Origin of the sequence: Pseudomonas sp. 5C2 (assembly GCF_034314155.1) — a bacterium.
In the GTDB taxonomy this organism is placed as follows: domain Bacteria; phylum Pseudomonadota; class Gammaproteobacteria; order Pseudomonadales; family Pseudomonadaceae; genus Aquipseudomonas.
On record NZ_JAVIWH010000002.1, the window covers coordinates 1,379,170 to 1,399,817 of the forward strand.

The 20,648-nt window shown below is 58.1% G+C and carries 15 protein-coding genes and 1 pseudogene; 6 read left to right on the plus strand and 10 right to left on the minus strand.

The window, feature by feature from the left end; genetic code table 11:
- The first annotated feature begins 128 nt into the window (after positions 1-128).
- Complete coding sequence (locus RGU44_RS07035) at positions 129-947, plus strand: DeoR/GlpR family DNA-binding transcription regulator (RefSeq protein WP_322216427.1); 819 nt, start codon at positions 129-131, stop codon at positions 945-947.
- A gap of 11 nt (positions 948-958) precedes the next feature.
- Here the strand turns inward: RGU44_RS07035 and otnI are convergent, their stop codons facing one another.
- The 7 genes from otnI to RGU44_RS07070 form a co-directional block, all read right to left on the minus strand.
- Positions 959-1,741, minus strand: coding sequence for a 2-oxo-tetronate isomerase (otnI, locus tag RGU44_RS07040; RefSeq protein ID WP_322216429.1), 783 nt, complete (start codon positions 1,739-1,741; stop codon positions 959-961).
- A gap of 21 nt (positions 1,742-1,762) precedes the next feature.
- Complete coding sequence (locus tag RGU44_RS07045) at positions 1,763-3,223, minus strand: SLC13 family permease (protein WP_322179241.1); 1,461 nt, start codon at positions 3,221-3,223, stop codon at positions 1,763-1,765.
- A 189-nt stretch (positions 3,224-3,412) separates the two neighbouring features.
- Positions 3,413-4,051, minus strand: coding sequence for an aldolase (locus RGU44_RS07050; protein ID WP_322179240.1), 639 nt, complete (start codon positions 4,049-4,051; stop codon positions 3,413-3,415).
- Positions 4,048-5,340 carry a 3-oxo-tetronate kinase gene (otnK, locus tag RGU44_RS07055; RefSeq protein ID WP_322179239.1) on the minus strand — a complete coding sequence of 431 codons (1,293 nt, stop codon included), beginning with the start codon at positions 5,338-5,340 and terminating at the stop codon, positions 4,048-4,050. Before otnK ends, RGU44_RS07050 begins: the two co-directional genes overlap by 4 nt.
- Positions 5,341-5,350: 10 nt before the next feature.
- Positions 5,351-6,256 (minus strand): L-threonate dehydrogenase, encoded by a 906-nt coding sequence (gene ltnD / locus RGU44_RS07060; RefSeq protein WP_322179238.1) that lies wholly within the window; start codon positions 6,254-6,256, stop codon positions 5,351-5,353.
- Between the two features lie 26 nt (positions 6,257-6,282).
- Positions 6,283-6,405 (minus strand): hypothetical protein, encoded by a 123-nt coding sequence (locus RGU44_RS07065; RefSeq protein ID WP_322179237.1) that lies wholly within the window; start codon positions 6,403-6,405, stop codon positions 6,283-6,285.
- A gap of 275 nt (positions 6,406-6,680) precedes the next feature.
- Positions 6,681-8,828: a C1 family peptidase gene (locus RGU44_RS07070; protein ID WP_322216432.1), complete on the minus strand. Its 2,148-nt coding sequence runs from the start codon at positions 8,826-8,828 to the stop codon at positions 6,681-6,683.
- A 447-nt stretch (positions 8,829-9,275) separates the two neighbouring features.
- Between RGU44_RS07070 and RGU44_RS07075 the strand changes: the two genes are divergently transcribed.
- The 5 genes and pseudogenes from RGU44_RS07075 (at position 9,276) to RGU44_RS07095 (ending at position 14,907) form a co-directional block, all read left to right on the plus strand.
- Entirely contained in the window at positions 9,276-11,057 is a 1,782-nt protein-coding gene (locus tag RGU44_RS07075; protein WP_322216434.1) for a SulP family inorganic anion transporter, read from the plus strand.
- Between the two features lie 266 nt (positions 11,058-11,323).
- Entirely contained in the window at positions 11,324-12,184 is an 861-nt protein-coding gene (locus RGU44_RS07080) for a DedA family protein (protein ID WP_322216436.1), read from the plus strand.
- Positions 12,184-13,353, plus strand: a complete 1,170-nt coding sequence (locus RGU44_RS07085) for a phosphatase PAP2 family protein (protein ID WP_322216439.1) — start codon at positions 12,184-12,186, stop codon at positions 13,351-13,353. Before RGU44_RS07080 ends, RGU44_RS07085 begins: the two co-directional genes overlap by 1 nt.
- A gap of 470 nt (positions 13,354-13,823) precedes the next feature.
- Positions 13,824-14,230: pseudogene (locus tag RGU44_RS07090) on the plus strand (MbcA/ParS/Xre antitoxin family protein).
- Complete coding sequence (locus RGU44_RS07095) at positions 14,230-14,907, plus strand: RES family NAD+ phosphorylase (RefSeq protein WP_322179232.1); 678 nt, start codon at positions 14,230-14,232, stop codon at positions 14,905-14,907. Before RGU44_RS07090 ends, RGU44_RS07095 begins: the two are co-directional and overlap by 1 nt.
- A 128-nt stretch (positions 14,908-15,035) precedes the next feature.
- On the opposite strand, the gene pgm is transcribed toward RGU44_RS07095, so the two are convergent.
- From pgm to RGU44_RS07110, 3 genes are all read right to left on the minus strand, one after another.
- Positions 15,036-16,682 (minus strand): phosphoglucomutase (alpha-D-glucose-1,6-bisphosphate-dependent), encoded by a 1,647-nt coding sequence (pgm, locus tag RGU44_RS07100; RefSeq protein WP_322216441.1) that lies wholly within the window; start codon positions 16,680-16,682, stop codon positions 15,036-15,038.
- 144 nt (positions 16,683-16,826) lie between these two features.
- Positions 16,827-19,118, minus strand: a complete 2,292-nt coding sequence (locus RGU44_RS07105; protein ID WP_322216443.1) for an ATP-dependent DNA helicase — start codon at positions 19,116-19,118, stop codon at positions 16,827-16,829.
- A gap of 113 nt (positions 19,119-19,231) precedes the next feature.
- A complete protein-coding gene (locus tag RGU44_RS07110) occupies positions 19,232-20,629 on the minus strand; it encodes a PLP-dependent aminotransferase family protein (RefSeq protein ID WP_322216444.1) in 1,398 nt (465 codons plus the stop codon).
- Between the last annotated feature and the right edge of the window lie 19 nt (positions 20,630-20,648).

The window sequence follows — 20,648 nt, forward strand, 5'->3', positions numbered from 1 at the left end:
GCCCATTAAATGACTGGCATCCCGGCGCATTCGCTCGGAAAGTCAAACGTGTCGTTCCTTGCCTGTAGATTCGCTACTATATTTGCTCCGCGCTTCTTTTCTGCGGTTTTCTTCATTCTGGAGCTCGAATGTCTAGTCAAAAGGACATCGCCGCCGAAAGCGGCGCACCGATGATCCCTGAGCAGCGCCGTGAGCTCATGCTACGGCAGTTACGCAAGCATCAGGTGCTGAGTGTTCATCAATTGATGGAAATGTTCGACTGTTCGCACATGACCATACGCCGCGATATCGCGCTGCTCGAACAGGAAGGACGTGCTTACTCGGTCACGGGTGGCGTGCGGATCGCCAGCCAGTTGCACAGCGAGCCTAGCCATCAACTCAAAGCGGTCGTCGAATTGCCGCAGAAGCAGGCGATGGCAAAACTGGCCGCACGGTTACTGCACCCCGACATGACGATTTACTTGGATGCCGGAACCAGCACTCTGGAAATCGTACCTTTTATCAAGGCGCTGTCCGGCATGACCGTGGTGACCAACGACTTCGGGATTGTCCTGGCGTTGATGGATGCGCTCCAAGTCACCGTCATTCATACCGGCGGACAGCTGGATCATTCCAACCATTCATGCGTAGGCGGTTTGGCGGTGGCCACGTTGCGCCAGATCGTCACCGATATCGCCTTCATATCGACCAGTTCGTGGGATCTTCGTCGCGGCCTCACAACGCCTTCGGCGCTGAAGGTAGAGGTCAAGCAAGTCGCGATGCAATCGGCCTCGCAAGTGGTGCTGGTGGCCAGCAGCTCGAAGTACGGCACGTTCAGCATGTACAAAATTGCCGGGATCGAGCAGTTCGACATTGTCATCAGTGACGACGCGCTGACCCCTGCCGCAGCCGACAGCATCCGCAAACAGGGGGTTGAACTGCTGCTGCCTTCTGATGACAGCGTGTAAGGCTTTGCGCGTTAGCGAGCGTTCCAGTCCCGCAGCCACTGCAAACCGACTGACGTGTTGCCGCGCGGCCTGTATTCGCACCCTACCCAACCGTCATAGCCCAACTTATCGATCAACTCGAACAGATAGGGATAGTTAACCTCTCCCAGATCCGGCTCGTGCCGGTCCGGCACGCCCGCGATCTGGATATGGCCAATACCGTTAAAATCCCGTCGCAATTTGCTGGCCAAATCGCCTTCGACAATCTGGCAGTGGTAACAGTCGAACTGAACCTTCAGGTTACTGGCGCCCACTTCCTTGCAGATGGCTTGCGCCTGATCCTGTCGGTTAAGGAAAAAGCGTGGCATGTCTCGGGTGTTAATGGGCTCCAGCAACACCGTGACCCCGACTTTGACCGCCTGGGCGGTCGCGTAGGCCAGGTTTTCCAGGTAAATGGCGTGATGCCGAGCCCGGTCATTCTCGGAGGGCAGCAGGCCAGCCATGACATGAATTCGTGAGTTACCCAGCACCGCGGCGTATTCCAGCGCCCGATCAAAACCACTGCGAAATTCGCTTTCACGGCCCGGCAACGACACCGTGCCCCGCTCGCCGGCCCCCCAATCGCCGGGCGGCGCATTAAACAGCGCCTGCACCAGGCCGTTGTCGCTCAAGCGCTGCTTGAGTTCCTGAGCGCTGTAATCGTAGGGAAACAGATACTCCACCGCTTCGAAACCATCGGAGGCTGCAGCGGCGAAGCGATCCAGAAACTCATGTTCCGGGTAGAGCATACTGAGGTTGGCAGCAAAACGAGGCATGGTAGCTCCTTGGATAGAGGGTTAGACAAAAGGCCAGATCAGCAAGGTAATGCAGAAACCCAGCGTACCGAGCAATGTGGTCAATACGGTCCAGGTACGCAGGCCGTCGGCCACACTCAACCCAGCCAGTTTGGTGAAAATCCAGTAGCCGGCATCATTGATATGGGACATTGCCAACCCGCCACCGCCCATGGCCAGGCACAGCAGAGCCATGTGGTTCGGGGTCAGATTGAGGGTCGCAATCAGTGGGCTGATGATACCAGCAGTGGTCACCAGGGCCACCGTGGTCGACCCCTGGACCGCGCGCAACAGCATGGTCAGTAGAAAGCCCAGAGCGAGCACCGGCAGACCGGTGGTGCGTAACATATCGGAGACCACTGCGCCGATGCCGGTATCCACCAGCACCTTGCCGAATACACCGCCAGCACCGGCAATCAAGATCACCATCGCTACACCGGGCAACGCCGAGCCGATCACGTCGGACACCTGAGTGCGGCTCCAGCCACGACGCGATCCCAGCAGCCAGGCACACAACAAAGTGTCCAGCAGCAGCGCCACCAGCGGCGCGCCAAGCACAGTCATGATCCCGCGCAGGGTCGACTCGGGCGGGAGCAACGAAGTCGATAGCGTACCCAGCAAAATCAAAATAATCGGCAGCAAGATCAGACTGACAATCAAACCGAAACCTGGTGGTGGAGCTGGTGGCAGTTTGGAAACAATGCTGTTGGTGGATTCTTCAAGGCCCATGTGGGACGCGGCCACAGCGGCGCGTTCAATGCTCTTGCCGTTGCCATTGGACCAAGCAGCCAGATCCTCGTTGGTGACATGCGGACCATACACTTCGGCACGAATATCATCGGTCATTGGGTACACCCGACGGGTCATGCGCCCCGCTACGCGATAACCGATGTAGCACAGCAGCGCAGTCATTGGCAGGCCGAACATCAGCACCCGACCCAAATCGGCGCCCAACTGGCTGGCAGCGGCAACTGCGCCTGGATGTGGCGGCAGGAAGGCATGGACGGTCAGCAAGGCCGCACACATCGGCAGCGCAAACACCAGCAGCGGTTTACGCGCAGTGCGGGCAACGCCATAGGCCAGTGGCATCAAGATGATTACGCCGACTTCAAAGAACACCGGCACCCCGACCATAAACCCGGCAACCGTCAGCGCCAGGGGCGTACGTCGATTACCGAAGCGCGTGATCAGGGTCTTGGCCAACGCCTCGGCACCGCCGGAAAGCTCAATGATCCGCCCAATCATCGCGCCCAAGGCAATGATGATCGCGATATGGCCCAGGGTCTTGCCCATACCGCCTTCGATGGTAGCGACCAGATCGGCCGGCTTCACTCCGGCCACCAACGCCACCAGAATGCTCACCAGCATCAACGCCACGAAGGGTTGGAACTTGTACTTGAGCACAAGGAATAACAACAGCGCTATCCCTAGTCCGGCGGTCATCATCAGGAATAGCGGGCTCATTTCAGAAGCCCCCCACGCCGGGTGAACGAAACGGTTCTGCCACTGAATCTGAAAATGCCGCAGTGAAGGTTAGTCATGCTTGGATTTCCTATTGTTATTGTTTTGTCAGGCCAGCCGGAGCCCTCGAGGCTCGTTGCGAGTCCCCGGGACAGGGCCTGCTTTATCGATCTACCGTGTTAAATCTGCGTTCTACCAGTGCACACCAAAAATCTCTCGCAGCTCATCCAGCGCAGCCCGGTCCAGCGGATCAGGCTTGGGATTGCTCATCAACCAGAGCCGGGCAGTTTCCTCAAGCTCTTCCAGGGCATAGCTTGCGCGGGATACCGAACTCTCCCAGAGCACAGGACCCAGCCTTTCGAGCATTACGCCACGAACGCTATTGGCCAACTGCGCGACCTGCTCTGCGACTTTCGGCGAGCCCGGTCGCTGGTAGCCAATCAAGGGGATGTGCCCGACTTTCATGACCTGATATGGCGTCAAGGGCGGCAAAATGTCGTCTGGATGCCAGACACCCGCCAGCGTCAACGCCACCAAATGAGTGGAGTGGGTATGCACCACGCCACCGACGCCCGGGTTGCGGTCGTAGACCTGGCGATGCAGCGCGAGAGTCTTTGAAGGTTTGTCTCCGGACACCCATTCGCCAGCCAGATTGACCTTGGCGATGGTCGCTGGATCGAGGCGCCCAAGACAGGCATCCGTCGGCGTTATCAACCAGCCATCCTCCAGGCGGGCGCTGATATTGCCTGCGCTGCCGACGGTGTAACCGCGCTGATAAAGGCTACGGCCAACCTCGCAGATTTCTTCGCGCAATGCGTTTTCCTTGCTCATTGCGCGCCTCCCGCCAGTTGCGTCAAGGCTTTGCTGAAGAAATCCCGGCTGCCGAAGTTGCCCGATTTGAGTGCCAGGGCCAGTGGTTCATCCGTGTTGCTGACAGTCGCCGGCACACCCGGATCAATCTGCGCGCCTATCTGCAGCAACTGCACACCCAGCGCCTGAACCACGGCACCCGAGGTTTCTCCCCCTGCGATCACAAAGCGGCGCACGCCACTCTGGCGCAAACCCTGCGCAATTTCACCGAAACTGTTCTCAACCAGACTGCCAGACTGCTCGACACCCAGTTGGTGCTGCACCACTTTGACCTCTTCCGGCGAACTGGTGGCGTAGATCAATACCGTCTGTTCGTTGTTCCGGGCGAAGGCCAATGCCTGGGACACTACGGGTTCGCCAGCTGCCAAAGCCAATGGGTCAATCCGCAGGGCTGGCCGACCGGCTTCGAGCCAGGCTGCCACTTGACCATTGGTGGCCACGGAGGCGCTACCGGCCAATACCACTTCACCGCCCAACACCGCCGGCAGCTTCGAGGCGTCAAAGTCACGCAGTTTGCCGGCGCGGCGGAAGTTCTCGGGCAAGCCCAACGCCAATCCCGAACCGCCAGTCAACAACGGCAGATCGGCGCAGGCGGCACCCAGGGTGTACAAATCCTTATCCGACAAGGCATCGGCGATTGCCATGCCGATACCTTGGGCCCGCAATTCGGCGATGCGCGCACGGACCTGGTCGACCCCTTGAGAGACAGTGTCGTAGCGCAACAGGCCGACATTCAGGCCGGTCTGCGATTGCAGAACCCGAACCAGATTGGCATCGGTCATCGGCGTCAACGGGTGATGCTGCATGCCGGACTCGCTGAGCAACTGATCCTGTACAAACAAATGACCGCGAAAAACGGTCCGACCATTTTCCGGGAACGCCGGACAGGCCAGGGTAAAGTCACTGTCCAGCGCGGCCAGCAGCGCTTCGCTGACTTGGCCGATATTGCCGGCTGCGGTGGAGTCGAACGTCGAGCAGTACTTGAAGAAAATCTGCTCGCAGCCTTGCTCACGTAACCACGCCAGCGCCGCAAGGGATTGCTCGACCGCTTCGGAGACGGGAATGGTGCGTGATTTCAGGGCAATGACGATCGCATCGGCGTCTAGCCCGGTAGTGACGTCAGCACTCGGAATACCGATGCTTTGTACGGTGCGCATACCGCCGCGTACCAGCATGTTGGCAAGGTCCGTGGCACCCGTGAAGTCGTCGGCGATACAGCCCAGCAATGGCCGTGCAGTGAATGTGTTCATGGTGCATTCCTCAAACAGGCTCAGGCTTGGCTGTCGGCAGCTCGATACCCGGGAATATCTTGATCACCGCCGAGTCGTCCTCACGACCAAAGCCCGCACTGGAAGCCTGCATGAACATCTGGTGAGCAGTGGCCGACAGCGGCAGCGGGAATTTGCTGGCCCGCGCGGTATCCAGCACCAGGCCCAGGTCCTTGACGAAAATATCCACCGCCGACAACGGCGTGTAGTCGGCCTTGAGAATGTGCGGCACGCGGTTTTCGAACATCCAGGAGTTGCCAGCGCTGTGGGTGATCACTTCGTAAAGTGCGTCGGCATCGACCCCTTCACGCAAGCCCAACGCCATGGCTTCGGCAGAGGCCGCGATATGCACCCCGGCAAGGAGCTGGTTGATGATCTTGACCTTCGAGCCCAAACCATGAACGTCACCCAGGCGATAGACTTTGCCGGCCATGCCCTGAAGAATCGCTTCGGCCTTGGCATAGGCATCCGCCGGGCCCGAGGTCATCATGGTCATCTCACCCGCAGCAGCCTTGGCCGCCCCACCGGAGATCGGTGCATCCAGATACAGCAGGCCCTTCTCAGTCAGGCGCTGTCCCAAATCCACGGCATAGGTCGGCGCCACGGTGGCACAGCCGATCACCAGACTGCCAGGACGCAGCGCGGCCACGGCCCCTCCTTCTCCAAACAATACTGCCTCGGTCTGGTCAGCGTTCACCACAACGGTAATGATCACGTCACACTCAGCGGCCATGTGAGATGGCGAAGAGCAGGCTACGCCGCCCTCGCTGGCAAACTGCTCCGTCACTGAAGCGCGCACATCACAGGCATGCACATTGAAACCGCTACGCAACAACGAACGAGCAATGCCCAGGCCCATCGCGCCCAAACCAACCACACCGACATTTTTGTTATTCATGGGGTACTCCAAAGGGAAACAGCGGCTTATTCCGCGCCAGTAAGGCGCAGACGGCAGGCCACGTTATAGAGATTATTCAGGGCATTGAGGGCGTAAGCGTTGCCCGCGATGCTGTCGCTCAACGCGTGAATAGGGTCCTTGTCGAACATCGAGGCAATCCTGTTTTGTCTTGTTTTCAGGTTGTCGTAAAGGCTGGTCAGATAATCTATCAATGATCTGATTATGTGAAGTTATTTTTTAAAATAACATTTTTTAACACTCTGGCCTGAAATGCAGATGCGTGAGTATTGGTTCCGCACTGCACTCAACGCATCTGGAGTGAGGCATCCCTGCCAAAGAGTTGATTGATGTGTGGAAGCGCGCCCAGACGTATCCTCAGACTCAACACCTTGAAATCGCGCTGGCACAAGAGGCCTGTGGACAGCTACCGGCGTCCGATTGTGCTGGCCCGGTCCACCTGCCGCCGGCGCTGCGCCAGCTCGGAAGTTGATTGCGGAATAGCCATGGACTGGGGCGTTTGGCGCTGACCCAGTATGCGAGCCAGCGTGGCCCGGACGGTGGCCTCATCATTGTCGAAGTCGCCATGATGCCGCGCCTGGGAGGCACTTTGATTACCCTTTGGCAGGTCATTGGGCGCACGCACCCAATCAGCGTTTGCTCCCGACTGGAACAGCCCGCTGAGTGCCGGATCGCTTCGAATGAAGCTCTCCATGCCCAAAATCGGCTCACCATCGGGACGAATGAGTGGGATGCGGACCTGATCCTCGAAGGCATCGGACACCAGGTAGAGGAGAGACTTGTTGTAGACATGCGCGCAATTGTCATCGCGTTCGGCCTGGTCCGTCAGGGTAAACAGGCCGAACTGCCCAATGCGCTTATCACGGATGGGTTCCAGGTACGTCTCTTGGAACAGCTTCACAGTGCAGGCTGGCGCCCACAGGTGACAACTGGCAACCGTTGCTCCAAGTCCGTCCACCTTGCTACCTGCCATCGGACCACTATTCATGGCACCCTTTGACACTAGGTATTGCACCAGCGGCGCGAGGAAAATGCTCCCGGCACTGTGTCCCACCAGATGGATGTCTACGCCCTGTTTCGCAAGCACCGCGAGCCCCTCGGCTACCACCCGTGCACCACCCTCGGCACTAACGGTGGCAAGCAGCGCGTTTTTCTTCATTTCATCCCACTCGGATTTGCCAGTCAGCAGGCGCGCAATGGGTTCCAGAGCATCGTCCAAACGATCGAGCATGAAGTCCTTTGTTGCGTCCAGGACGCCTTCGGGGCGCCGGCGCCGGGCTGCGTCAGCCAGCATGTTGCTCAGGGTGGTCCAATAGTCGGTTTTCCAGATAAATGCCAGTGGATAGCACTCTGCATCAAGCAGGGTCTGTCGATAGCCCGCGACCGTTTCAATCGCGCTGGCCTGGCTGACGAGCCCGCCGTGGGCATAGACGACGATGCGCTTTTTGTTCCACTTCTCGGTGATTCGTGGAAAGTCCACGTCGAGAATTTCGCGCACACTGCCGAGCGTGGTGCCAATGTCGCCGCGAGGGTCGAGCGCGCCATCATTGCCGATGCTGATGACATGCGGCCGAATTTCCCTGAGCGTCTCACTGGAAGACACCGCCGCAGTACCGATTGTCGGGCTGGCAATACGCGCCACCGCTGTCACGTTGATGGGGGCGCCAAGCCGCGCTACCCAGACATCCAACCCGTTAGTGAGCCAGTCGTCATAACGCACGCGACCGAACCCTCCGAGGCCCCAAGCCTCCCCCCAGGAGTTCTGAACCCAGAAGCCGTCCTGGTCATACGCCACGATCGCGAAGGCATGGCCACCGAGGATATCCGATGACGGCTGGATATAGCCGTCAGCACTGACCTCGCTCCATCCGGCATGTACAGTGGCGCTGGCATACAACACGCCGACCTCGGCGATTGCAGCGTGCATGGCCACGATATCCGTATGATTGACACGGAAATATGCGCCCAACGGACGTAATGCCGCCTCTTGCGCAAGTTTTTCGGTCAGCGCCGGCACCTTGCTTTTGGACTGCCATTGCGCTGCCGTACAAACGCCGTGCTTGTACCAACCCTTCATTGCGCCACGGCAACTTGAACCTTCGTAGTCCACACCGGCCCACTCATCGTAGCGACGGGCCAGGTCGTAGAACATCTGTGGGCTCACCTGAGTCTGGTCAGATTGGTACTTACGGGTACGAAAGAGATAGTGCGCAACTGTCGCAAGACCGTATCCGGTACAGGCGCCCTCACGCCCTTGGTCCAGAATCGGTACACCTGCCTTCTGGTAGTCGCTGAGTTCCCTTCGTATCGGAACCTCCACCAAGGTGGGGACATACATGCTGTCTCGGAAGTCCAGCCCGTCAGGCCTGACATTCAACACGCGCCCCTGAGCCGCTCCGGAAGCGCGAGCAGATGAGGTTTTCTTTGGAGTGGCTTTACCGGCGTCGCTTTTCTGTACCTTCTTTGTCGCCTTTTTTTGTGCAGCGTCAGTGGCTGGTGCTTCAGCGGCACTGCTGACCTCTTTGCCTTTGGATCGACCTGTTCTAGATGTCATTTCGAGTGCTCCTTTGCCGCATTTGCGACTGGCACTACTGACGCTTTTGCGCCCCCCAGCCATGTGGAAAATCGTCGAGGTGTGATATCTCGACGAAGCATAGCCAATGCGGTGGCGGGCCGCCTTTAGCGGACAGCTTGAACTCAATTGATGGTCTGATTCCTGCCCCTTTAAACCACTCAAAAAGCAACAAGTCAGAGGCTCTACTTAACCGTTCGGGCAACACACCTTTCTGATTTCAACGCTTAATGTTATGCGTCCATCGCGAGCGTCGCGCTGATCGAAAACAACTCGATTCAACGCTTGACCTCCATTGCCCGCGCAAGATGTTCACCGAAGCCTTTGAAGCGTACGCTGCGCGAGCAGCTATGCTTTTTTCAGCAATTCAAAGCGCGATTGCCCTTACTTCAACGCATCAGTGCTGCTCACCTGGGGGGCCACGGCTTTATGAGCGATTCTAATTCTTCGCCCCCCCTCCCGGAATCGGGGCGGATTGCACTGCGAGTGAAGGCGGGCGATCAGGCCGGTTGGGGTCGCTGGATCCCGGGGCTCAACACGCTGCGCGGATACCAAATAGCCTGGTTGCGGCACGACATCATGGCCGGACTGGTGCTGACCACAATGCTGGTGCCTGTCGGCATCGCCTACGCGCAAGCTTCAGGCCTCCCCGGCATCTATGGCCTGTACGCGACCATCGTCCCGCTACTCGCTTACGCGTTGTTCGGGCCTAGTCGGATACTCGTGCTGGGCCCAGACTCCTCATTGGTTGCAGTCATCCTCGCCGTCATCCTGCCACTCTCCGGCGGCGACCCACAGCGTGCGGTCGTCCTTGCGGGGATGATGGCAATCGTGTCGGGAACGGTATGCATCCTGGCCGGGGTAGCGCGTCTTGGCTTCGTCACCGAGCTTCTTTCCAAACCAATCCGCTACGGGTATATGAACGGAATAGCCCTGACCGTATTGATCAGCCAACTGCCCAAACTCTTTGGCTTTTCGATCGAAACCGACGGCCCGCTGAGAAACCTGTGGGCCATCGCCACAGAGGTGGTGGAGGGAAAGACCAACTGGACCACGTTCATGGTCGGTGCGGTCACACTGGCAGTAATCCTGCTGCTCAAGGGCAACCAGCGCCTGCCTGGCATTCTGATCGCCGTGGCAGGGGCGACCGTTGTCGTTGGCGTGCTGGGCCTTGACGCGCGCGCTGGCGTGCTGACCCTTGGCTCCCTTCCGCAAGGCCTGCCTGCGTTCGCCATCCCCTGGATCAAAACCACCGATATCGTCCCCGTCCTGATCGGCGGTTGCGCCGTCGCCCTCATTTCGTTCGCCGACACCAGCGTACTCTCGCGTGTCTATGCGGCGCGGACCCGCACCTATGTCGACCCGAACCAGGAAATGGTGGGGCTTGGCATCGCGAACCTGGCCGCAGGACTCTTTCAGGGCCTTCCCATCTCCAGCAGTTCGTCACGTACGCCTGTGGCCGAGGCGGCAGGGGCGAGATCCCAGCTGACCGGCGTCGTCGGCGCGCTTGCCGTGGCCTTGCTGCTGGTGATGGCGCCAGACATGCTGCAGCATCTACCCACCAGCGCATTGGCTGCTGTGGTGATTGCATCGGCCATTGGCTTGATCGAGATCAGCGACCTGCAGCGAATTTATCGCATCCAGCGCTGGGAGTTCTGGCTGTCAATTGTCTGTACGGTTGGCGTGGCCGTGTTCGGCGCGATTCAGGGCATCGGCCTTGCGATCGTGATTGCCGTCATCGAATTCCTGTGGGATGGCTGGCGTCCGTATTCAGCGGTTCTTGGACGCGTCAAGGGCGTTCAGGGCTACCATGACCTCAAGCGCTATCCAGGCGCACGCCTGATCCCAGGGCTGGTTCTGTTTCGCTGGGACGCCCCCTTGTTTTTCGCCAATGCCGAGCTGTTCCAGGATCGAGTACTGGATGCGGTGGCTGCCTCCCCTACTCCCGTGTGTTGGCTGGTCGTTGCGGCGGAACCGGTCACCAGTGTGGACGTGACGTCTGCCGACATGCTGGCGGAATTGATCGAAACCCTGCACGCTGCTGAAATCGAGTTGTGCGTTGCTGAAATGAAAGACCCGGTCAAGGACAAGCTCAAGCGATTCGGGCTGTTCGCACGGCTTGGCGAGCACGCGTTTTTTCCGACTGTAGGTGCCGCCGTGAGCAGCTATCTGTTGACTCATCCGGTGGAGTGGGACGATGAGAATCGCTGAGCGACGAGGCAATCCTGAAGCGTAGCCTTCCGGTGATTGCCTCTGGCGAATGTGATCTGCGTCGGAACCGGTGCCTGGATGGCTTAGTGACCTCAACTGCACTCAATGTATTGGTTTTACCAACGTTGCCCCTGCATGTTGTACGCTTTAAAAACTCGCCGTGGAGTTTCGCTGCCGTGGTACCGGCTTCATAATGGTTGCGCAGCCAATCGGGAAGATATGCACCTTGGTTGCTTCATCACCGGCATTCTACAGGCAGCCTAAGAATGATGACGTCCTTGGTCTCATCGGTCATCGAGTTCCTGACGGCGCATCCGCATGTCGCCTACCTGGCGGTGTTTCTTCTGGCGCTTTCCGAATCAGTCCCTATTATCGGTGCCGTCGTTCCAGGCACAGCCGTGATCCTTGCGCTCAGTGCCTTGGTGCCGAGTGGCGTGTTATTGCTCTGGCCATTGCTGGTCGCCGCCAGTTTAGGCGCCATAGCAGGCGATGGTCTTTCCTTCTGGCTCGGGCATCGATACCAGCGCGAGATTCTTGGTTTCTGGCCGTTGAACCGGCATCCTGAACTGATTGAACGCAGCGAGGCATTTTTTACGCGTCACGGCGCCAAAAGTGTGTTTCTAGCGCGCTTCGTTCCGGGCGTCCGCGCCTTCATTCCACTCCTCGCAGGCATGATGGGAATGGCGGTCAGTCGGTTCTATGCCGTCAATGTTGCCTCGGCGCTCGCTTGGGCTCCGTCGCATATTCTGTCCGGTGTGCTCCTCGGTGCAACGTTCAGTATTCTCGGTGCAGCCGCAAAGCCGCTCTCGATCCTGCTGGTCGTTCTACTCGCAATGGGCTGGGCGCTCCTGCATATCGTACGTTTTACGGTGCGTCGCGGCGTCCCTTTCTTCATCGACGCACTAGGGCGGCTGCAGCGCTGGGCTGGCACTCACGACACCCGACTGAGCCGCAGTCTCACCCATTTACTTGATCCTTCACGACCCGAAGCACGGACTCTCGCGTTGTCGGCTGTATTTCTCGTCGGAGCAGCCTGGCTCTTATCACCGGTGACCCCTTGCTGCTCGCAGACAGCGCGATATACCACGCTCTTCAGGATCTTCGTACAGTGCCAGGCGATGCGGTGATGATCGCTGTTACAGAGCTCGGAGACACCAAGGTTGTGATAGCGGTCACGATTGTTGTGTTGCTGTGGCTGATGTGGCAACGCGCCTGGCGTACAGCAGCCTATTGGCTGGTTGCGATTGCCGGCGCTTCGGTTCTTAACACTGTCATAAAAGTTGCGCTGCATCGAACTCGACCCGGTGAGCTTCTCTACTCTGGATGGAGCACATTTTCCTTCCCCAGTGGCCATAGCACGGTCAATGTCGTGCTCTACGGTTTCCTCGCATTTCTCATCGCGCGCGAGGTCCGCCCGGCATGGGGTCTCGTGGTTGCTCTCGGCGCGGCAACCCTGGTGTTTCTGATTGCATTCTCACGCCTCTACCTTGGTGCGCATTGGCTTTCCGACGTGCTCGGGGGACTGGCATTCGGATCCGCGTGGCTCGCGCTGCTCGGACTGTCCTACCTGCGACGCCAAGCCAGGCGCCTTGAGCCAAGAAGCCTACTCGCGGCCGGATGTTCAGCTCTGATTCTTACCGGAGGACTCAATATCTATAACAGTCATGCGACCGACAGCGACCGCTACGCCGTCAAGGTGGGAACTCCGTATATGGCTGCCACCGATTGGTGGGCGTCGGGTTGGCAGCAACTGCCGGCACGGCGTATCGATCTCACTGGCGAGACGAATGAGCCGCTGACGTTCCAGTGGGCCGGAGGCCTGAAGGATTTGCAAGATGCCCTGCAGCGCAACGGATGGCTTAATTCGGCGGACTGGACACCGGTGGATGCCCTGAACTGGCTTACCGCCCCAGCCGACCCAACAGGCCTTCCGGTTATTCCACTTTTCGCGAGTGGCCGCCTCCCCAGCCTGACGCTCGTTCGACCAAATAGTGATGGAGCACTTACCCGTTCACGCCTCGTGCTTCGAATGTGGGTCGTCGATTTCGAACTCACGAACGGGCGTACCGTACCGCTCTGGATGGGTTCAGTTGTGGAGGAGCGTTTCTATCATCCACTATCCCTCATCACGTTGACGTCGACACAGTCCGATGTGAATGCACCGCGCAACACGCTAGCCGCCGCTCTTGACGGAGGGCGACTTATCCCCCGGAGCGAAGGAGCCGCAGATTCAGATTGGGATGGGCAGGTCCTGTTAGCGCGCCACGGTGAGAAACAGAAAACGATGTCCGACTGAGCGTGACTGTCAGGGTATATCTGCACCCGGCCGCCTCCCGAGCGACATGCACGGTAGCTGTACTCGCAGGGGCGTTAAATCGTACTACTGGAGCATGGTCCGTGCTCGGGCGCTGGTCATGCACTATGGTCAGCCACTCTCCAGCCTGCGGGGAGTCACTGACAGTGACGCCAACGGTATTACAAGCGGACGACAAGGGAACTATCCATAAGGAGATAGCTCTTTTGGGATATGGCACCAGTACCACGTTGGAAAATGACACGTGGAAAGGTCTTAAAGCTCCAATCCGATCATCTGGCATCTCTGCGCCCAGCGGACGATGAAGTCGTTGAGATGCTCCTTGAGGGTGATCTGGCTAACTGATTCAATCCAGTCGCCCGCCAATAGCTTACGCATGCGTACACATGGCTTGTTTATTTTCGTATGCGTAATACACTGGGATTAGTAATTTATCTCTCAGGAGAGTCCTCATGGTCACGGCAAGCCACGCCCATAGCGCTACACATGACATTGACAGCCCAGAGGCCGGGCGGGTCGCGCTGAAGTTTTTTTCGGTCTCATGGAACACTGGAACTGCTCAGTCGATCAGCAGCGTGCATTGCTGGGGTCGATCAGCACCACGACCTTTTACAAATACCGACGCATTCCAAGCGTGCGGCTGCCGCACGATACGCTGGAGCGCATCTCTTACCTGATGGGCATTCACAAGGCGCTCAGCATCATATTCAGCAATAACCGCGACCGCGTGTATGCCTGGGTCAACAGTCCGAACACGGCTGCCCCCTTCAACGGTCAGACGGCGCTGAAATACATGCTGGCCGGTCGTGTGGTCGATATTGCAGATGTTCGCCGTTATCTGGATGGGGTCCGCGGATAATGGCTGAGAAGTTGGAGATACCCGTGTGGGACAGTGCTTACCGTGTGATCAGCAGTTCGTTCCCGCCGATCACCCTCTTCGAAGACATCCTGGATCCTGCTGAGCTGCAAATGTCGTATGCACTGGAGTCTCTGACCAATGACCGACTGGCCGAGGAAGTGGGCCTTATCAGCCGGGTAGCCCCTGAAGACCGAGTATCCGGACACGGTTCAACGCCTGTTATGGCCGCGTTCACGCATATTGGAAAGATCAGTCGGTTCACCGATGGAACGTTCGGTATCTACTACGCGGCCAGCAGCCAAAGAGCAGCCATCGCCGAGACCAGCTTCCACCAGGAACGATTCCTCGCTGCGACCAATGAACCGGATGTCGAGCTGACCATGCGCACCTACGTGAACAAGGTCGTCAAGCCGATGCACGATATTCGCGCAGGCTTTGCTCACCTGCATGACCCTGATCCTGCCAACTATAGCCCCGCACAAGCATTTGCCAAAAAGCTCCGTGAGGAGAAATCATGGGGGCTCCTGTACAACAGCGTTCGCGCCAATGGGCATGAGTGCATAGCCGCTTTCCGCCCTCCAGCGGTATCCATACCGGTGCAGGGCAAACACATCCGCTACGTTTGGGAAGCCAGAAGTCAAAAAATCGGGTACTTCTTCGAAATTACTCAGTTGTGATAGCCGCTTTGAGACCGGGGTGTCTATACCGCGCTTCGAACATCGACCTTTGATTCGTATGTTGAGAACGCCGCGCGGCAGCCATGATCTACCCTCCTCTCGCCCTCTCCTCCTTTATAAATTGCCAATCATCTCGGTGCGATGGCCGCATCTACCAACACCTGCGCTTCTGCCACCAGACGCTTGAGGTGGTCTTCACCGATAAAGCTCTCAGCGTAGATCTTGTAAATGTCTTCCGTGCCCGAAGGACGTGCTGCGAACCAGCCGTTCTCGGTCATGACCTTCAAGCCGCCAATGGCCTGATCGTTGCCTGGTGCATGGCTGAGAATGCTCTGGATCGTTTCACCGGCCAACTCTGTGGATTTAACCTGATCGGGCGACAACTTGCTCAGCAGCGCTTTTTGCTCAGGGTTAGCCTTGGCTTCCACGCGAGTGGAGAACGGTTCGCCCAGTTCCCGGGTCAGGTCCTGATAGATTTCGCTAGGGTCGCGGCCTTTACGGGCGGTGATCTCGGCGGCGAGCAATGCCGGGATCAGGCCGTCCTTGTCGGTGGTCCAGACACTGCCGTCCCGACGCAGGAATGAGGCGCCAGCACTTTCTTCGCCTCCAAAACCCAGGGAGCCATCGAACAGGCCATCGGCGAACCATTTGAAGCCCACTGGCACTTCATACAGGCGTCGGCCCAGGCGTTTGGCCACGCGATCAATCATGCCGCTGCTGACCACGGTTTTACCAATGGCGGCATCGGCACGCCAATGGGGACGGTTCTGAAACAGGTAATCGATGGACACCGCCAGATAATTGTTCGGTGCCAGCAGCCCACCCGTTGGGGTGACGATGCCGTGACGGTCGTGATCCGGGTCGCAAGCGAATGCGACTTGAAAGCGATCCTTAAGGCCGATCAACCCCTGCATGGCGAAGTTTGAAGACGGGTCCATCCGAATGCGACCGTCCCAATCCACGCACATGAAGCGGAACGTCGGGTCGACGTGCTGATTGACCACTTCCAGGTTCAGACCGTAATGCTCGCCGATCGCCGACCAGTAATGCACCCCGGCTCCGCCCAGCGGGTCAACGCCCAGACGTAGATTTGCGCCGCGAATAGCATCCATGTCGATGACGTTTTTCAAGTCAGCGACATACGTATTGAGGTAGTCATGGCGGTGGGTGGTGTCTGCACGCAAGGCCCTTTCATAGGTCATACGAGTGACGCCCAGCACCTTCTCAGCCAACAGCTCGTTAGCTTTTGCCTCGATCCATTTGGTGATGTGGGTATCTGCCGGGCCACCATTGGGCGGGTTATATTTAAAGCCACCACTTTCCGGCGGGTTGTGCGACGGGGTGATAACGATACCGTCGGCCAGGCCGGAAGTGCGGCCTCGGTTGTAGCAAATAATGGCGTGGGAAATCGCCGGCGTGGGTGTGTATTCGTCATTTTCGGCGATCATGACCTGCACGCCGTTAGCCGCCAGTACTTCCAGCGCGGTGACACTGGCCGGTGTCGACAAGGCATGGGTATCTGCGCCGAGGAACAACGGACCGTCAATGCCATTGACCTGACGGTACAGGCAGATAGCCTGACTGATGGCCAGAACATGCCATTCGTTGAAGCTCAGCTCAAAAGAACTGCCACGGTGACCCGACGTGCCAAACGAAACGCGCTGGGTGGAAACCGATGCGTCAGGTTGGCCGGTGTAATAGGCCGTTACCAGTCGCGGAAGATCAACCAAGAGTTCTGCTGGCGCTGGTTTGCCAGCAAATGGACTGAGACTCATACGAAACCTCCATGGAGGGAAGAAGACAAAAAAGAACAAGTTCTGTGTGCAACACCCCGACAGATGCAGGGGAGCTATGAGGCGGCAGTTTACTGGCAGTTTGACCGCTACGCTAAGCTATCTATCCGTCAGGCCTTGAACGTTTTACAGCTGCCACCAGGCAGGTAGCAAATTTTGCACCTTGCGCTCGGCGAAACGGTCGTCGATCAGCATCACTACCCCACGATCATCCTGACCTCGAATGACCCGGCCCGCAGCTTGTACGACTTTTTGTACGCCGGGATATAGATAGGTGTAGTCGTATCCGGCGCCGAACAGCGCAGCCATTCGTTGTTTGAGCTGCTCATTCACTGGATTCAATTGAGCCAGGCCCAGGGTGGCGATAAACGCACCGATCAATCGAGCGCCCGGCAAGTCGATGCCTTCGCCAAAAGCCCCACCCAACACGGCAAATCCGATGCCCTGGCTGCTCAAGGTGAACTGATCGAGAAACGCCTGCCGCTCGCTTTCAGTCATGCCGCGTGATTGCTGCCACAACGGAACCTGTGGATGCAGCTGATGCAGCAGCTCAGCGACCTGTTGTAGATAGTCGAAACTGCTGAAGAAGGCCAAGTAATTGCCGGGTTGCGCCTGAAATTGCGAGGCCATCAATTCGACGATAGGTGCCAGTGATGCCTGTCGATGGGTGAATCGGGTAGATATCTGACTGATGATGCGCACGTCCAGCTGTTCCCGGGAGAACGGCGACTCGATATCGACCCACGCGGTATTACCTGGCAGACCGAGCAGATCAGCGTAGTAACGGCGGGGATTCAAGGTCGCGGAAAACAGTACGGTGCTGCACGCTGCCGTCAGACGTGGGCGGACGAAGCCGGCTGGCACCACGTTGCGCAGGCTCAACCGCGACAGGCTGCGCTTTCCACCCCGTTCGCGCTTGTTGATATCGAACACAAAATGTTCATCAAACAACTCGGCGATCCGCGCGAACTGGATCGCTTCAAAGTAGAAGCTCTGCAATGCGCCATCGACGGCGTGGGGATGCTCATTGAAATAGTCGCCAATCGCGGTCACACACACATTCAAGCTTTGCAAAAACCGCGCAGGTGTCACGGGATAGGCTTGATAATCGAGCACCTGATCCTTGTGCAACGCATTCCATTCGCGGTTGAGCCGTTGCAGGGACTTCTTCAGCGCCTCAGGTGCACCGTCGCGAAGGGTGTTCAGGTTCTGCTGGTCTAGGCTGGCGCTATACATCTGCCGCGTGCGCTCGACCATGTTGTGCGCCTCGTCCACCAACACCGCCACGCGCCACTGGTTGAACTGGCTGAGGCCGAACAGCAAGGCGCTGAGATCGAAGTAATAGTTGTAATCAGCGATCACCACGTCGGCCCAGCGCGCCAGTTCCTGGCTCAAGTAATACGGGCAAACCTGATGTTGACGGGCGACTTCACGCACGCCGGCTTGATCGAGCCATGGTTTGTCCATTGCGGCGTTGCGTGCTGCCGGTAAACGATCATAGAAGCCCTTGGCCAGAGGGCAGGAGTCGCCGTTGCACGCTTTGTCAGGGTGTTCGCAGGCTTTTTCCCGGGCCACCATTTCCAGCACGCGCAGGGCCAGATCCGGTGCGCTGCGGCGAATGACACTCAAGGCGTCCAGTGCCAGCTTGCGCCCTGGGGTCTTGGCCGTGAGGAAGAACACTTTGTCGAGTTTTTGCCCAGGGACGGCCTTGAGCATTGGAAACAGTGTGCCCACCGTTTTGCCGATACCCGTCGGCGCTTGAGCCATCAGACAACAGCCGGTGCTGACCGCTTTATAAACCGACTCTGCCAGCGTTCGCTGGCCTGTGCGAAAACTCGGATGAGGGAACGCCAGCGCGCCCAAGGCCTGATTGCGGGCATGGGTGTGAGCCAGGTCCTGCTGGGCCCAGCGCAGAAAAATCGCACATTGCTCGTTGAAAAAAACGTGAAGCGCGTTTGCCGTATAGCGTTCGCGAAACAACGTTTCCTGCTCGCTGACGATATTGAAATAGACCAACGCCAGCGTGACTTCGCCCAGCTTCATCTGCTGACAGAGCAGCCAGCCATAGATTTTTGCTTGCGCCCAGTGCAATTGCCGGTGGTTCGCCGGCATCGCACTCAAGTCGCCTCGGTAGGTTTTTACTTCTTCAAGTTGGTTAAGTACCGGATCGTAACCGTCCGCCCTGCCCCGAACCTTGAGTTGCAGGTAGTCACCGCTGAGTGGGACTTCGGCTTGATAGGCCTCGCCGCGTCGGGCAACCACCGTGCGGTGTCCGGCCATGCCTTCCAGTGCCGTAGGCGTCGGGGTGAAACGCAAATCGAGGTCGCCCGCCTTGGCCGTGAATTCGCACAAGGCACGCACGGCCACCCCATAGCTGGAGTCATCAACGTTGGCGTCATGGATAGGATCGAGTGTCACTGGAGAGGAAAAGCCGTTTTAGCACCGGTACTGGATGGGCATACAGATACCAGCTATGGCCCGGCGCTGGCAAATACAATTGGATCAGTGGCCGGGCACGGACGGCTATGGGACTACAGCCTCTCCTGACGCAACAGGTCGTCCAGCGTGTTGAGCGCCGTGCCAATGTCCTGATTCCAATCGAAGGCGAAGCTGATCCGCAGGTTTTGCTGATGCAAGCCCTGCAGGCTGAATATTTCACCGGGCGCGATAAAAATCCGCCGCTTGAGCAGGCGGTCAAACACGCGGCGCATGTTCACCGGCCGAACGCATTCGGCCCAAATGGCAGCACCGCCTCCGGGCAGGTTAAAACGCAAGCTGGCCCCCGCACGCTCATGCAGCAGGCTGGCCAGGGTCAGCATGCGATCCTCCAACAGGCGCCGCAGTCCGGTGATGTGTTGATCGATGCGTCCAGAGCTGTAAAGCCGCGCAATGGCTTTTTGGCGAATGGGTGGCAGGCAGAAGGAGCGCACCAGAAAGTGCCGTTGCAACTCAGCACTGAAATGCTTGCACAGCAAATACCCATAAGGTGCTTCAGGTCCGATGATCTTGTCGAAGGCGGAAAACACTAACAAGCGCTCGGGGTTGATCCAGTCACGCAATCGGCCCACCGGCGGCTCGAAGCAGAGTTCGCCGAGGCTGTCGTTTTCCAGAACCCAAATGCCATTCAGGTTCAGTCGACGGGCGAGCTGTTGACGGTTTTCCAATTGCATCAAGCTGCCTTGTGTCGAACAAGGCACTGACGGCAGGACCGCCAGACCAATGTCCTCCTGAAGCATTGTTTGGTCGAACCAAGGCAGGTCCACGCAACCGCTATTGTCTAGTGGCATCTCGATCACGCGGATATCGAACGATTGCAGTAAGCGCAAGATAGTCCAGGAGCAAGGCGACTCCACCAGCACCGTACCGCCCCGAAGCCCCAGTGCATCAAGGACTATTTTCAGCACCCCACGCAAATCCGCCCCGACATAGACATTGTCTGGATGCCAGCAATGCTGCGCACAGGAGGTGTAACGTGCGGCCAGCGCCGTGCGTAACTCCAGTACCCCAAAGGGCTGGAACTGCAGGTTGAGCTGACGCGGGTAATGACGAATCAGTTCGCGTTCGAGCATCAGCAATGGATTTTCGAGCGATGACAGCATCGTCGGCTCATCATCGCTGAGCACGAACATACCCGGACGACGAGCATTGGCGTAAAGCTTTTCCAGGAGGTCTTCGTCATGTTGTCCATTGGGACATGGCATCAGACAGGGCAACGCAAAATAGCCAGATTTGGGTACGGAGCGGATCCGGCCCTCTTTTTCCAGCAAGCAATAGGCGTACTGAACGGTCGATATGGACACCTTCAAACGCTTGGCCAGGTCGCGCAATGACGGTAATTTGGTCGTGGAACCGCTGTTAACCTCACCAATCAGCTGGTTGAGGTAGCAATACACGGCCTGATAAGCAAAGTTGGAAGCGCTGTTTTTCATAAGCTGTACCCCGTCTATG